Raw genomic sequence first — 13,365 nt, forward strand, 5'->3', positions numbered from 1 at the left:
CCCACTTGGTCTAGATCATTGCGGCTGATGATCGACTCTTACGGGTTTGCCCATGTTTAATGGGGACAGGTGGGAAGTCGTGCCGGGCGAGGGTCGTCGGCCGGAGTGCGAAGTGGAGTGCGACGGTGCCAAGGGTCAAGCGTGTCGCGGTTCTCGGGACCCTCGGGGTCGCCGCTCTGGTCGGGACGGCAGGGTGCACGGCCGAGGCCTCGGGAGGCAGCCCCACGGGCACGCCCTCGCCCACCGTCTCGGCGACGGGCGCGGGCCGCGCGGACATCGAGGTCCAGCTCCAGCCCGCCAGCGTGAAGGCGGGCGGGAAGGTCTGGGTGCTGGCCAACTGCCCGATCCCCCAGGGCGGTCCCCAGCACCGGGGCATCGCCTCCTCGGAGGTCTTCGGAACCGCCGTCACGCTCGACCCCATCCTGGTGACCCCCACACCCGCGCCCTCGGGCACCGCCACGCCCACGCCCCGGCCGTGGGTGCGCGGCCAGGCCGCGGTCTCCGAGGACGCCGAGGCCGGTGAGCACGTCATCAACGCCAGGTGCGAGGGGACCAACGACACCGGCACGGCCACCCTGCGGATCCTGCCGGACAGCACGCCGACGGCCCGGCCGACCACCACCCGCACCCCCATCAGCACCCGCGGCCCGGGCACCGGCGGCGGCGGCACCGCCGCCGGCGGCCCCGACGACGCGGGCATGCCGCTGGGGCTGACCGGCGCGCTGCTGGCGGCGGCCCTCGCGGGCGGCGTGGGTCTCGCGGTCGTACGGCGGCGCCGCCCGTAGCGTCCGATGGCCGAGTCCCGCTGGTCACGGATCGTCGTGGCCGGAATCATCACCGGCGCCGTCATGGTCGCCGTCAGCGACCGCGGCGGAGAGGACGCCCCGCCCGCGCGGGCGCAGGTCGTGCCCAGCCGCATCGACATCCCGTCGCTGGGCATCAAGGCGCCGTTGATGAAGCTCGGCGTCACCGACGGGGAGGTCGAGCTGCCGCCGTACGAGAAACCGGAGGTCGCGGGCTGGGTGAAGGACACCGCGGTCCCCGGCGACCGGGGCGCCGCGGTCATCCTCGGGCACGTCGACACCAAGTCCGACCCGGCCGTCTTCTACGAGCTCAGGAAGATGCGGGCGGGGCAGGCCATCGAGGTCGTGCGGAGCGACGGCAGGGTCGCCCAGTACCGGGTGGACTCCATCGAGCAGGTCGACAAGGACTCCTTCCCCGCCGACAGGGTCTACCTGGAGGACGGCCTGCGGCTGATCACCTGCGGCGGGAAGTTCGACTGGGACAGGAACGAGTACGACGACAACGTGATCGTCTACGCCACCCTGGTGGAGCCGGCCGACTCCCGGGCCTGACGGCCCGGCCGTTCCGTGCGGTTCGCACCGCCCGACGGGCTAGGCTTGACGACCGTGCTGGTCCTGGCCTTTGACACCGCCACCCCCGCCGTCACCGCAGCGCTGCACGACGGTGAGAGGGTCCTCGCCGAGTCGACCACGGTCGACGCGCGCCGCCACGGCGAACTGCTCGTGCCCACGATCGAGCGCGTCCTGGCGGAGGCCGGAGCGGCGCTCGCCGACGTCACCACAGTCGTCGCGGGCTCCGGCCCGGGGCCCTACACGGGCCTGCGGGTCGGCCTGGTGACGGCCCAGGCCCTCGCCGCCTCCCTGGGCGTCCCGGTGTACGGCGTGTGCACGCTCGACGCCCTCGCCTACGGCACCGGGCTCTCCGAACCGTTCCTGGTCGCCACCGACGCGCGGCGCAAGGAGGTCTTCTGGGGCCGCTACGCCGACGCGCGCACCCGGCTGTCCGGCCCCGCGGTGGACAAACCGCAGGACCTCCCCGCCGACCTGCCGCTGGCCGGCGCGGGCGCGCGGATGTACGCCGAGGTCGTCGGCGCCGCCCGCCTGCTGGACGTGCCGGAGTTCCCGTTCGCGGGGGCGCTGGCCGCGCTGGCCGCGGAGCAGCTCGCCGGGAGCGGCGCCGCCGACGTCGCGGAGGTCGTGGCGAGCGGCACCCACCCGGTGCTGAGCGCGCCCCGCCCGGTCTACCTGCGCCGCCCCGATGCCCAGGAGCCCGCGGCCCCCAAGAAGGTCTCCCGGTGAGCGGGCCGCCGGAGACCCGTACGGCCGGCGTGACGCTGCGCCGGATGACGAAGGACGACCTGCCCGCGGTCATGGCGATCGAGCGGGAGACCTTCCCCGACGACGCGTGGAGCGCCGACATGCTCCGCGGCGAGCTGGACGACCAGCCCCGGACCCGGCACTACGTCGTCGCCCTGGCCGGCGGGGAGATCGTGGGCTACGCCGGACTCGCCGCGGCGGGCGACCAGGCCGACGTGCAGACCATCGCCGTGACGGCCGGGCACCGGCGGGCCGGGATCGGCGCGGCCCTGCTGACCGAGCTGCTGGCGGAGGCCGTACGGCGGGGGGCCCGGGAGGCCTTCCTGGAGGTCCGCGCGGACAACCCGTCCGCCCACGCGATGTACGACCGGTTCGGGTTCGAGGACATCGGCGTGCGGCGGCGCTACTACAAGGGCGGCATCGACGCCATCATCATGAAGAAGGACCTCCATGCGTGACGAACCTCTGGTCCTGGGGATCGAGACCTCCTGCGACGAGACCGGCGTGGGCATCGTCCGGGGCCACACCCTGCTGGCCAACACGATCGCGTCCAGCGTCGAGGAGCACGCCCGCTTCGGCGGGGTCGTGCCCGAGGTGGCCTCCCGGGCGCACCTGGAGGCGATGACCCCGACCATCGAGCGCGCCCTGGAGCAGGCGGACCTGCGCCTGTCCGACATCGACGCCGTCGCGGTGACGGCCGGACCCGGCCTGGCCGGGGCGCTGCTGGTCGGCGTGGCCGCGGCCAAGGCCTACGCGCTCGGCCTGGGCGTGCCGCTGTACGGCGTCAACCACCTGGCCGCGCACGTCGCGGTGGACCAGCTCGAACACGGGGCGCTGCCCAAGCCGTGCATCGCCCTGCTGGTCTCGGGCGGGCACTCGTCGCTGCTGCTGGTCCCGGACGTGGCCAGGGAGGTCGTCTCGCTCGGCTCCACGGTCGACGACGCGGCGGGCGAGGCGTTCGACAAGGTGGCCCGGGTCCTCGGCCTGCCCTTCCCCGGCGGGCCGTACATCGACAGGGCCGCGCGCGACGGCTCCGGCACCGCCGTCGCCTTCCCCCGCGGCAAGCTGGACGACGGGACCCTCGACTTCTCCTTCTCCGGCCTGAAGACGGCCGTGGCGCGGTGGGTGGAGGCCCGGGAGATGGCCGGCGAGACGATCCACGTGCCCGACGTGGCCGCCTCGTTCCAGGAGGCCGTGGTCGACGTGCTGACCCGCAAGGCCCTGGAGGCGTGCCGGCGCTACGGGGTCTCCGACCTGCTGATCGGCGGCGGGGTGGCGGCCAACTCCCGGCTGCGGGCGCTGGCCCAGGAGCGCTGCGACGCGGCCGGGGTACGGCTGCGCGTGCCCCGGCCCGGCCTCTGCACCGACAACGGCGCCATGGTGGCAGCCCTCGGCTCCGACCTCGTCGCGGCCGGGGTGACCCCCTCGCTGCTGGACATCCCGGCCGACTCCTCCCTTCCCATCACCACCGTGCACGTCTGACCCCCGCGTCGGGTCCCCGTGTCAGGCCGGCTCCCCGGCCGGGTGCAGGGCGAGCGCCGGGTAGTCGGTGTAGCCGCGGTGGTCGCCGCCGAAGGCCGTGGAGAGGTCCGGTTCGTTGAGCGGCGCGCCCAGCCGGAGGCGGAGCGGCAGGTCGGGATTGGCCAGGAAGTACTTGCCCACCGCGACCAGGTCGGCGCCCCGGGGGAGCCAGCGGCCGACCGCCTCTGACGGGTGGGCCGCCGCCGGGTCGTTGACGATGAGCGCGTTCGGCCACAGCTCGCGGATCCGCGCGTTGAGCTCGTCCGAGGGGCCCGCCAGCAGGTGCAGGTAGGCCAGGTCGAGCTCGGCGAGGGCGGAGACGAGCGCCGGGTAGACCTCGTGCGCGTCCTCCTCCACCAGGTCCTGGACGCCGGTGGCGGGGGAGATGCGGATGCCGGTCCGGGAGGCGCCGATCGCCTCCGCGACGGCCCGGGCGGTCTCCACCGCGAACCGGATCCTGCCTTCGACGGACCCGCCGAAGCGGTCGTCGCGCAGGTTGGCGTTCTGCGAGAGGAACTGGTGGATGAGGTAGCCGTTCGCGCCGTGCAGCTCGACGCCGTCGAACCCGGCCTCGACGGCCCTTCTCGCGGCGTCGGCGAAGTCCCGGACGGTCGCCTCGACCTCGCCGGTGGACAGCTCGACGGGGACGGGGACGTCCTGCATGCCGTTGGGCGTGAATATCTGCGCCGCGGGCCGTACGGCCGAGGGCGCGAGGGGGAGGTGCCCGGTGTTGTCGGGGTGGCCGATCCTGCCCGCGTGCATGAGCTGGGCGAAGATCCGGCCGCCGGCCGCGTGCACGGCGTCGGTGACCTCGCGCCAGCCCGCCACCTGCTCGTCGGTGTGCAGGCCCGGCGTGTCCATGTACCCCTTGCCGGCGTGGCTCGGCTGGACGCCCTCGGTGATGATCAGGCCGGCTGAGGCGCGCTGGGCGTAGTAGAGAGCGGTCAGCGAGGAGGGGATCCCGTCCACGTAAGACCGCGAACGCGTCATGGGCGCCATGGCGAGGCGGTTGGGAAGTCGCAGGCCGCTGAGGTCGAACGGGGTGAACGGCATGGCTCTCATCCTTTCTTGGTTGGCCAACTTGGCCGACCAATGATTAGTTGTACTACGTGGCCGGCCAACATGCAAAGGTAGGCTGGTCCCCGGGAAGGGAGGCCTGACATGGCGGAGCCTGCGACGCTCAAGGAGGCGGTGGCCTGGACGGACGCGTGCGGGGACGACGACACCGGCCTGAGCTGCCTGATGGCCCAGGCGGCCCGGGGGCACCGGGTGCTGCTGGCCGGCCTGCTGGCGGAGATCGGCCTCTACCCGGGCCAGGACCGCGCGCTGTTCGCGCTGTGGGAGAACGGCCCGCAGTCGCAGAACGCGCTGGCCAGGATCATCGGCATCGACGTGTCCACGATGACCAAGATGCTGCAGCGCCTCGAGCGCAGCGGGTTCGTCAGCCGGAGCCCGTCTCCGTCGAACGGCCGCATCAGCATCGTGAGCACCACCCCGAAGGGGGACGCCCTCCGTCCGGAGGTCGAGCGCGTCGCGGCGGAGGTCCACCGGCGGATGACCCGGGGGCTGACCCCGGAGCAGGTGGAGGCGCTCTCCTCGCTGCTGGGCGTGGTCCGGGCCAACGTCTGCCGCGAGGCCGGCGCCTGCGCCGTCTGACTCTCCGGATCCGCCGACCGCGGCCGCGCCGGAAAAATCTCGGAAGGCCGCTGTAACAAACCCCGCCGATCGCGTCTCTTATCTGACGTACCCACAGCGAACAGATACGGGGAGCACGCAGATGAGCGACTTCGACGTCACCACCACCGACTACTACGACACCGACGGCGACGGCGGCACCGACGCCCAGCTCATCGACACCGACGGCGACTACGTGGCCGACGAGGAGCGCTACGACACCGACGGCGACGGCGTCACCGACGTCGTCTACCTCGACCACGACGGCGACGGCTACACCGACGAGGTCCGCGTCGACCTCAACGGCGACGGCGTCTCCGACTACACCGAGTACACCGGCCCCTTCCCCACCGCCTGACCCCCACCGGGGGATCGTGTCCCCCGGTGAACGCCGGAGCGCCGCAGGGCCGTACTCAGTCCTTGGTGCGCGTGGGGCGCAGCAGGGCCTCGGCCAGGGCGAGCATGGTCTCCTCCAGGGCGGCGAGACGGCGGGTCAGATCGGTGCGGGCGGGCTCGACGATCTCACCGAGGGCCTCGGTGAGCTGCTCGCGGTCGGGCTGGGCGCGGAGCATGTCGGCCAGGGGGGAGAGGGCGGCCTCGGCCTGGGCGAGGCGGTCCTCCAGGGTGTCGAAGCGCTTGGCCTGGTCACCGGTCTGGGCGGAGATGAGCTCGCTGATCTGCTTGTGGACGTCGCCGATGTTGAGGGTGGCGGGGAGCTGGCTGATCCGCTGGCTCACGGCCTCGACGTGGTCGTCGACGGCCTCGAGCTGCTCGCCGGCCTTCTCGGCGCGGCAGTCCAGCGCGGTCAGGCGGGAGTCGACGATGTCGACGCGGCTCGTGACGCGGCCCTCGATGTCGTCGAGGCGCTCGTCCAGGGTGTCGAAGCGGCCGTCGTGGCGGGTGGCCGCGCTGTCCACGCGGGTGCCCACCGTGCCGAGCTGGTCGTCGACGGAGCCGAGGCGGCCGTCGACGGAGCCGAGCCGGTCGTCCATGGTGCCGAGCCGGTCGTCGACGGTGCCGAGGCGGGTGTCGACGGAGCCGAGGCGGGTGTCGACGGAGCCGAGGTGGGAGGACACCGTGCCGAGCCGGGTGTCCACGCCGCCCAGGTGGTTCTCGACACCGCTCATCCGGGTGTCGATGTCGGCCAGGCAGGCGTCGGCGGTCTCGATGCGGCCGTCCACCGAGGTCAGGCGGGCGTCGATGCCGAGCAGGTGGCCGTCCACGCGGTCGACGCGGCTCTCGACGCCGTCGACCCGGTCGTCCATCCGGACCACCATGTGGTCGATCTTGTCGTTCACCCGCTCGACCGCGGAGAGAAGGCGCTCGCCGGCGGTCTCGACGGTTCCCTGAATGCTCACGGCCAGATCGAGCAGGCCGTTCTCCATGGACACGGCGCGTTCGGACAGGTCGGCCAGTGACTTGTCCAGGCGGGTGAAGCGGCCGGCCGCGGCCTCCATGCTCGCGTGGAGCTGGCCGAGACGCCTGTCGAAGCCGTCCAGCCGGCCCCCGACGCCCTGGCCCACCGAGCCGACGTGCTCGCCGACCGTGTCGACGCGGTCGCGGACGACCTCGACGTGCTGGGCGAGGCTCTCGGCCCAGGAGGGGGGACGGACCGCGATGTCGTCCAGGCGGCCGTGGACGGACTCCAGTGTGCCGTTCAGCGCGCCGAGCTCGCGCTCCCTGACCTCCCGCAGCAGCCACTCCATGCCTTCGAGCCGCTGGCGGATCTCGTCCAGCACGGCGCCCTGCGTGCGCTGCTCGTAGATGTGGTCCCGGGAGGCGCGGGCGAGGATCTCGCGCATCCGGTCGGGGATCATGGTCTGGTCGCCTGCCTGAAGCAGGGCGGTGTGGTTGGAGTGATCCACCGAAAGCTCCTTCTCGCCGACGGTCAGCCCCGCGGTGGGATTGGTCCGGTCTGCTGATGAACGCGGTCAAAGCGCAGGCGGGAGGAATTCCCGCCCGGCAACCCTAGCTTCTGGATCATGCTTGTCCGGGGACGAATTTAAAAGATCGTGATTGTGCGGATTGGCGTTCTTTACCGTTCAAAACGCCTGGTGAGAAGAGCAGATGAGCGCGAACGGCCGGTCGCCTATCCGGGTAAGGACGACTGTGAGGGATTTGTCCCCGGAAAGCCGGAGGTCTTTGCGGAGCCGTTCGACGTCCACCGCGGATCCGCGTTTTTTGATCGTCACGTTTCCCGCGCCGCGTTCCCGGAGCGCCGCGCGCAGCCGCTTCAGCGAGAACGGCAGCACCTCGTGGACCTCGTAGCGGGAGGCCCAGGGGGTCTCCACGGGCGCGTCGCCGGTGATGTAGGCGATCTGCGGGTCGAGCAGGCGCCCGCCGACCAGCGCGGCGACCTCCGCGACCAGGTGCGCCCGGATCGCCGCGCCGTCCGGCTCGTAGAGGTAGCGGCCCACCGGGCCGGTCCCGGCCCGGCCGAGTTCCGGGTCGGGGGTGAGCGTCGTGCCCGCCGGCAGCATCGTGGCCCGCCGCTCCACGGGGCCGGCGAGCGCGCCGGACCAGATCACGGCCTCCTTGACCTCTCCCCGGTAGGAGACCCACTCGGCCTCGGCCCCGGCGGGGATGAACTCGTACGGGATGCCGGGGGCGACCTTCAGGCAGGCCGACTCCGCCCCGGCCACCATGCGGAGGATCTCGGGCCAGGCGGGGGAGTAGGCCATGGGGTCGAAGGTCCGGCCCCGGGCGCTGCGCCGGGCGGGATCGGCGAACAGCACGTCGAAGGCGGCGGGATCGACCGTGGCGGCGTCGGCCGTGCGGACCGAGACGCGGTCGCCGAAGCCGAGGGCGTCCGCGTTGGCCCGGGCGACCGCTGCGGTGAGCGGGTCGGCGTCCACGGCCTCCACGGTGCATCCGGCCCTGACCAGGGCCAGCAGGTCCCCGCCGATGCCGCAGCAGGCGTCGGCGACCCGGGAGCCGGGGGCGATCCGCCGGGCCCGGTGGTCGGCCACCTCGCGGCGGGTGGCCTGTTCCAGGCCGTCCGGCGTGAAGTACATCAGGGCGGCGTCGGCGCCGAACTTCTCGCGTGCGCGGTGCCTGAGCGCGGCCTGGGTGAGCGCCGCGGAGGTGAGGCCGGCGTCGAAGGTCTTCCTGAGCCGGGTCACCGCCGCCACCGGATCGCCCCCGACGGTCTCCGCCGCGGCCTCCAGTGCCCTGCGGCCGTCCGGGGTCAGCAGCCGGCGGAATGCGTCGAGGTCCACGTCGTCCGACGTTACCGCGCCCGGCTCAGAGCTCGGTGTCACCGAGGGAGCACAGGAGCTTGCAGAGCAGGGCGGCCAGCCGGTCCCGTTCGGCGGGGGTGAGGCCGTCGAGCAGGCGCTGCTCGGTGGCGACGTGGCCGTCGAGCAGGCCGGTGACCAGGCGGTGGCCCTCGCCGGTGAGGGTGACCAGGACGAGGCGGCGGTTGTCCTCGGCGGTGGCCCGGCTGACCAGGCCCTTGGCGACGAGGCGGTCGATGCGGTTGGTGAGCGCGGCGGAGCTGACCATGGCGGCTCCGGCCAGCTCGCTCATGCACAGGGTGCGGTCGGCGCGCAGCAGGGTCGCCAGCACGTCGAACTCCCACGCTTCGAGGCCGTGCTCCTCGAAGTAGGCCTTGACGCCGCGCTCCAGCAGGCGGGAGGCACGGGAGATCCGGCCGACCACGCCCATGGCGGAGACGTCCAGGCCGGGCCGGACCCCGGCCCACTGGTCGAGGATCTTGTCCACCGCGTCGTTCACGCCACCAGGATAGCAAGCTTCGACATCGAAGTGTTTGACATTGATCCGATCTCCGGTTTAACGTTTCGCCGTCCCAAGTTTCGACATCGAAGTATTTGAGGTGAAGACGATGAAGGTCCTCGTGCTGGGTGCGACCGGCTACATCGGCTCGGCGGTGACCGGACGGCTCGCGGAGCGCGGCCACCAGGTGGTCGCCCTGGTCCGGCCCAAGAACGATGAGACCAGGACCGTGCCCGGAGCCGCCGAAGTGCGGCACGGCGACGTGACCGACCCCGCCTCCCTCGCCGCGGGCGACGTGGACGTGATCGTGCACGCCGCCGCTCCGACCGGCGACGAGGCGGTGGAGCTGGCGGCGGTCGACGCCCTGCTGGCGGGCGGGGCCAAGGTCGTCTACACGAGCGGGATCTGGGTGCTGGGAGCCGGGACCGCCGACGAGGACGGCCCGCTGAACCCCGTCCCGCTGGTCCGCTTCCGGGCCGGCGTGGAGCGGCGGGTGCTCGGCGCGGGCGGCGTCGTGGTCCGGCCCGGCATCGTGTACGGCGAGGGCAAGGGCATCCCTGCCCTGCTGGTCGCCAAGGCCGCCGGGCACGGCCGGGGCCGCTACGTCTCCGCGGGCGGCCAGGAGCCCACCTGGCCCACGGTCCACATCGACGACCTGGCCGACCTGTACGTCGCCGCCGTGGAGAAGGGGGAGCCCGGCACGGTCTACCACGGGGTGGGCGAGGAGGCCGTACCGCTGCCGGAGATCGCCGGGGCCGCGGCGCGGGCGGCGGGCCTCGGGGACGCGGGAGCCTCGGGGGTGGAGCCCTGGCCGGTGGAAGAGGCGGCGGGTGACTTCGGCGCGGCCTTCGCCGAGGCGCTCGCCCTCGGCCAGACCGTGAGCGCGGCCCGGACCCGCAAGGCGCTCGACTGGACCCCGTCCCGCCCCGGCCTCGTCGCCGACCTCGCCGGCGGCTCCTACTGACGGGCTATCCGGGGTCTCGCGTATCTCCGGTACAGGATTCGGCGTCGCCGGTCATCCGGCGGCGCCCCGGCTCGGCAGGTCGTTCAGATCAACCTTGACAGGGAACGGTACGTCGAGGGAGAGCTCGCCGCGGTGGATGCCGCTGGGGACATAGGTCTGGGAGGTGGGGTCGAGCTGGTACACGTATACGACCGGTTTTCCGCCCTCATCCTCGATCCGCCAGAAATGCGTGATCCCTGCTGACGCGTAACGTGCGGGTTTGACTTGACGGTCGCGGAATTTCGACTCGGGTGACACCACCTCGACGACCAGGTGGACCTCGACCGGGGTATAGGAGGTCCGGTCGTTGTCGTCCGCCACCTCGGAGTCGATGATCAATATGTCGGGGCAGGGGCGCTGAAACTCATCGATCTTGATGTCCATCTGACTGACGGCGGCGAACTCCTCCGGCGCCTGTGCGTCGAGGTAGTTCGTGAGCTCTCGGATCAACCGCTCGTGGAAACGCCGCTGGGGGGACATGAAGATGAGCGCTCCATCGAGGAGTTCGACGTGTTTGAAGAAATCCAGCTCGCCGTTGGGGCCGTCGAGGGGGAGTGAATCCAGGTCGTCGGCCGTCCAGCCACCGGGTGGTGGGTAGGGCCAGTTGGCGAGAGGGTTGCGGGCATGGCGCCTTGAGGTCACTCTCTCGCTCATCGCGCTCGTCACATCGTTCACCGTAGCGCCTTCTTCGTTACCCTGGGTGGTCATTCGATCACATTCCCGTCGAAGCTCGCTCGTCCCTTCGTATGTTCCCCGGAATCGGGTCAGGCGTCGCCGATGCGGCCCTCGCTCGCACCTTTATGCGAGTGGGCCGGGACGGTGGCCCAAGGTCAGGGGGTCCCGGGGCCGCCTGCCTCGCAGGGTCTCCTCCGCGGCGCGCCGGAGGACGATCGGGCGTTCGCCGGGAGCGCAGCGGGGCGGTTCGTGTTGACTGTCAAGGCCTCCTTGCATACTGTGCCATTGGCACTCTCCCGGTGAGAGTGCCAATACATGCGACGAGGCAGGTCTGACACCCGCGACGGCAGACCGCTGGTCGCCTCTTCTAGATCATTCAAATCTGAAGGGGAGGTCCGACGTGACGACCGCCACCAAGGTTCCCGTTAAGCCGCTCGGCGACCGCATCGTGGTCCAGCCGCTGGAGGCAGAGCAGACCACCGCTTCCGGTCTGGTCATCCCGGACACCGCCAAGGAGAAGCCGCAGGAGGGCAAGGTCCTCGCGGTGGGCCCCGGCAACTGGGACGAGAACGGCACCAAGCGCGTTCCGCTCGACGTCAACGAGGGCGACGTCGTCCTCTACAGCAAGTACGGCGGCACCGAGGTGAAGTACGGCGGCGAGGAGTACCTCGTGCTCTCCGCCCGCGACGTGCTCGCCGTCATCGAGAAGTAATCCACGCTTCACCTGGATGACGCATCGAGCCCCGGGCCGCTGTAACCGGCGCCCGGGGCTTTGATACGCCGACGTACTTTAAGGGAGGATTGTCATGCCGAAGATCCTGTCGTTCGAGGAGGACGCGCGCCGTTCCCTCGAGCGCGGTGTGAACGCGCTCGCGGACGCCGTCAAGGTGACCCTCGGCCCGCGGGGCCGCAACGTCGTCATCGACAAGAAGTTCGGTGCGCCGACCATCACCAACGACGGCGTCACCATCGCGCGCGAGGTCGAGCTGGAGGCTCCGTACGAGAACCTCGGCGCCCAGCTCGCCAAGGAAGTCGCGACCAAGACCAACGACATCGCCGGTGACGGCACGACCACCGCGACCGTCCTCGCCCAGGCGATGGTCCGCGAGGGTCTGCGCAACGTCGCCGCCGGCGCCCAGCCGCTCTCCCTCAAGCGCGGCATCGACCTCGCGGCCAAGGCCGTCAGCGACAAGCTGATCGAGTCCGCCCGCCCGGTCGCGGACAAGAAGGAGATCGCGAACGTCGCGACCATCTCCGCGCAGGACGCCAAGATCGGCGACCTGATCGCCGAGGCCTTCGACAAGGTGGGCAAGGACGGTGTCATCACCGTCGAGGAGTCCAACTCCATGGGCCTGGAGCTGGAGTTCACCGAGGGCCTGCAGTTCGACAAGGGCTACCTCTCGCCCTACATGGTGACCGACCAGGAGCGGATGGAGGCGGTCCTGGAGGACCCCTACATCCTGATCACCCAGGGCAAGATCTCCTCCGTCGCGGACTTCCTGCCGCTGCTGGAGAAGGTCGCCCAGACCAAGAAGGCGCTGTTCGTCATCGCCGAGGACGTCGAGGGCGAGGCCCTGGCCGTCCTGGTCACCAACAAGATCCGCGGCACCTTCACCTCCGTCGCGGTCAAGGCGCCGGGCTTCGGTGACCGCCGCAAGGCCATGCTGCAGGACATCGCCATCCTCACCGGCGGCCAGGTCGTCAGCGAGGAGGTCGGCCTCAAGCTGGAGCACGTGGGCACCGAGGTGCTCGGCACGGCCCGCCGCGTCGTGATCACCAAGGACGCCACCACGGTCGTGGACGGCGCCGGCGACGCCCAGGCGATCGCGGACCGCGTCAAGGAGATCAAGATTGCCATCGAGCAGTCCGACTCCGACTGGGACCGCGAGAAGCTCCAGGAGCGCCTGGCCAAGCTCTCCGGCGGCGTCTGCGTGCTGAAGGTCGGCGCGGCCACCGAGGTGGAGCTCAAGGAGAAGAAGCACCGCCTCGAGGACGCCATCTCCGCCACCCGCGCCGCGATCGAGGAGGGCATCGTCTCCGGCGGCGGCTCCGCGCTCGTGCACGTCGCCAAGGTCCTGGACGACCTGGGTCTGTCCGGCGACGAGGCCACCGGTGTCGCGGTGGTGCGCAAGGCGCTCGTCGAGCCGGCCCGCTGGATCGCCGAGAACGCCGGCCTGGAGGGCTACGTCGTGACCGCCAAGGTCACCGAGCTGCCCGTCGGCCACGGTCTCAACGCCGCCTCCGGCGAGTACGGCGACCTGATCGCGCAGGGCGTCATCGACCCGGTCAAGGTCACCCGCTCGGCCGTCCAGAACGCGGCCTCCATCGCCGGCATGCTGCTGACGACCGAGGCCCTCGTCGTGGACAAGCCCGAGGAGGAGGCCCCGGCCGCCGGCGGCCACGGCCACGGCCACGGCCACTGATCCACCGAAGGACCGCGCGGAGCGTCCGGGTCCCGGACGCTCCGCGGGCTCCGGCCCGGCACGGCCCGCACCTCGAAGAGAGGTGCGGGCCGTGTTTGTTTTCCGGTAAACCAAAAGACGTTGCGAAGCGTCATCGCCCGTCACGCGGAAGCGCGAACCCGCTTATAACAAATAGTCGACATATATGGCGTTCGGATGAAATATCGGGGCATAT

Annotated in this window: 15 protein-coding genes; 10 read left to right on the top strand and 5 right to left on the bottom strand. The window is 71.5% G+C overall.

Annotated features, from left to right (window positions below; genetic code table 11):
* The first annotated feature begins 125 nt into the window (after positions 1–125).
* Genes FHS22_RS15770 through tsaD form a run of 5 tightly spaced genes read left to right on the top strand, consistent with a single transcriptional unit; the run spans position 126 to position 3,602 of the window.
* The gene (locus tag FHS22_RS15770) at positions 126–785 is read left to right on the top strand and encodes a hypothetical protein (RefSeq protein WP_184942355.1); all 660 of its coding nucleotides are present in this window, start codon (positions 126–128) and stop codon (positions 783–785) included.
* Positions 786–791: 6 nt separating this feature from the next.
* Entirely contained in the window at positions 792–1,355 is a 564-nt protein-coding gene (locus tag FHS22_RS15775; protein WP_184942357.1) for a class F sortase, read from the top strand.
* A gap of 54 nt (positions 1,356–1,409) precedes the next feature.
* Positions 1,410–2,102 (top strand): tRNA (adenosine(37)-N6)-threonylcarbamoyltransferase complex dimerization subunit type 1 TsaB, encoded by a 693-nt coding sequence (gene tsaB, locus FHS22_RS15780; protein ID WP_184942541.1) that lies wholly within the window; start codon positions 1,410–1,412, stop codon positions 2,100–2,102.
* A 44-nt stretch (positions 2,103–2,146) separates the two neighbouring features.
* Entirely contained in the window at positions 2,147–2,578 is a 432-nt protein-coding gene (gene rimI, locus FHS22_RS15785; RefSeq protein WP_184942542.1) for a ribosomal protein S18-alanine N-acetyltransferase, read from the top strand.
* Positions 2,571–3,602, top strand: coding sequence for a tRNA (adenosine(37)-N6)-threonylcarbamoyltransferase complex transferase subunit TsaD (gene tsaD, locus FHS22_RS15790; RefSeq protein WP_184942358.1), 1,032 nt, complete (start codon positions 2,571–2,573; stop codon positions 3,600–3,602). Before rimI ends, tsaD begins: the two co-directional genes overlap by 8 nt.
* Positions 3,603–3,623: 21 nt before the next feature.
* On the opposite strand, the gene FHS22_RS15795 is transcribed toward tsaD, so the two are convergent.
* Positions 3,624–4,694 (bottom strand): alkene reductase, encoded by a 1,071-nt coding sequence (locus FHS22_RS15795; protein WP_184942361.1) that lies wholly within the window; start codon positions 4,692–4,694, stop codon positions 3,624–3,626.
* Positions 4,695–4,802: 108 nt separating this feature from the next.
* On the opposite strand from FHS22_RS15795, the gene FHS22_RS15800 reads away from it, so the two are divergent.
* Together FHS22_RS15800 and FHS22_RS15805 are read left to right on the top strand one after the other, a co-directional pair.
* Entirely contained in the window at positions 4,803–5,297 is a 495-nt protein-coding gene (locus tag FHS22_RS15800; RefSeq protein WP_184942362.1) for a MarR family winged helix-turn-helix transcriptional regulator, read from the top strand.
* Positions 5,298–5,418: 121 nt separating this feature from the next.
* Positions 5,419–5,673, top strand: a complete 255-nt coding sequence (locus FHS22_RS15805; protein WP_184942364.1) for a hypothetical protein — start codon at positions 5,419–5,421, stop codon at positions 5,671–5,673.
* A gap of 55 nt (positions 5,674–5,728) precedes the next feature.
* Here the strand turns inward: FHS22_RS15805 and FHS22_RS15810 are convergent, their stop codons facing one another.
* From FHS22_RS15810 to FHS22_RS15820, 3 genes are all read right to left on the bottom strand, one after another.
* Entirely contained in the window at positions 5,729–7,180 is a 1,452-nt protein-coding gene (locus tag FHS22_RS15810) for a coiled-coil domain-containing protein (protein ID WP_184942365.1), read from the bottom strand.
* A gap of 177 nt (positions 7,181–7,357) precedes the next feature.
* A complete protein-coding gene (locus FHS22_RS15815) occupies positions 7,358–8,533 on the bottom strand; it encodes a class I SAM-dependent methyltransferase (RefSeq protein ID WP_184942367.1) in 1,176 nt (391 codons plus the stop codon).
* 25 nt (positions 8,534–8,558) lie between these two features.
* Complete coding sequence (locus FHS22_RS15820) at positions 8,559–9,050, bottom strand: MarR family winged helix-turn-helix transcriptional regulator (RefSeq protein ID WP_184942369.1); 492 nt, start codon at positions 9,048–9,050, stop codon at positions 8,559–8,561.
* Between the two features lie 109 nt (positions 9,051–9,159).
* Between FHS22_RS15820 and FHS22_RS15825 the strand changes: the two genes are divergently transcribed.
* Positions 9,160–10,014: an NAD-dependent epimerase/dehydratase family protein gene (locus FHS22_RS15825; RefSeq protein WP_184942371.1), complete on the top strand. Its 855-nt coding sequence runs from the start codon at positions 9,160–9,162 to the stop codon at positions 10,012–10,014.
* A gap of 51 nt (positions 10,015–10,065) precedes the next feature.
* Here the strand turns inward: FHS22_RS15825 and FHS22_RS15830 are convergent, their stop codons facing one another.
* On the bottom strand, positions 10,066–10,761 hold the full coding sequence (locus FHS22_RS15830; protein WP_184942372.1) for a Uma2 family endonuclease: 696 nt from the start codon (positions 10,759–10,761) through the stop codon (positions 10,066–10,068).
* 367 nt (positions 10,762–11,128) lie between these two features.
* On the opposite strand from FHS22_RS15830, the gene groES reads away from it, so the two are divergent.
* A complete protein-coding gene (gene groES / locus FHS22_RS15835) occupies positions 11,129–11,440 on the top strand; it encodes a co-chaperone GroES (RefSeq protein WP_184942374.1) in 312 nt (103 codons plus the stop codon).
* Between the two features lie 94 nt (positions 11,441–11,534).
* The gene (gene groL / locus FHS22_RS15840) at positions 11,535–13,151 is read left to right on the top strand and encodes a chaperonin GroEL (protein ID WP_184942375.1); all 1,617 of its coding nucleotides are present in this window, start codon (positions 11,535–11,537) and stop codon (positions 13,149–13,151) included.
* Positions 13,152–13,365 lie beyond the last annotated feature (214 nt).

This window comes from Thiemannella venezuelensis (genome assembly GCF_014203605.1).
In the GTDB taxonomy this organism is placed as follows: domain Bacteria; phylum Actinomycetota; class Actinomycetes; order Streptosporangiales; family Streptosporangiaceae; genus Planomonospora_A; species Planomonospora_A venezuelensis.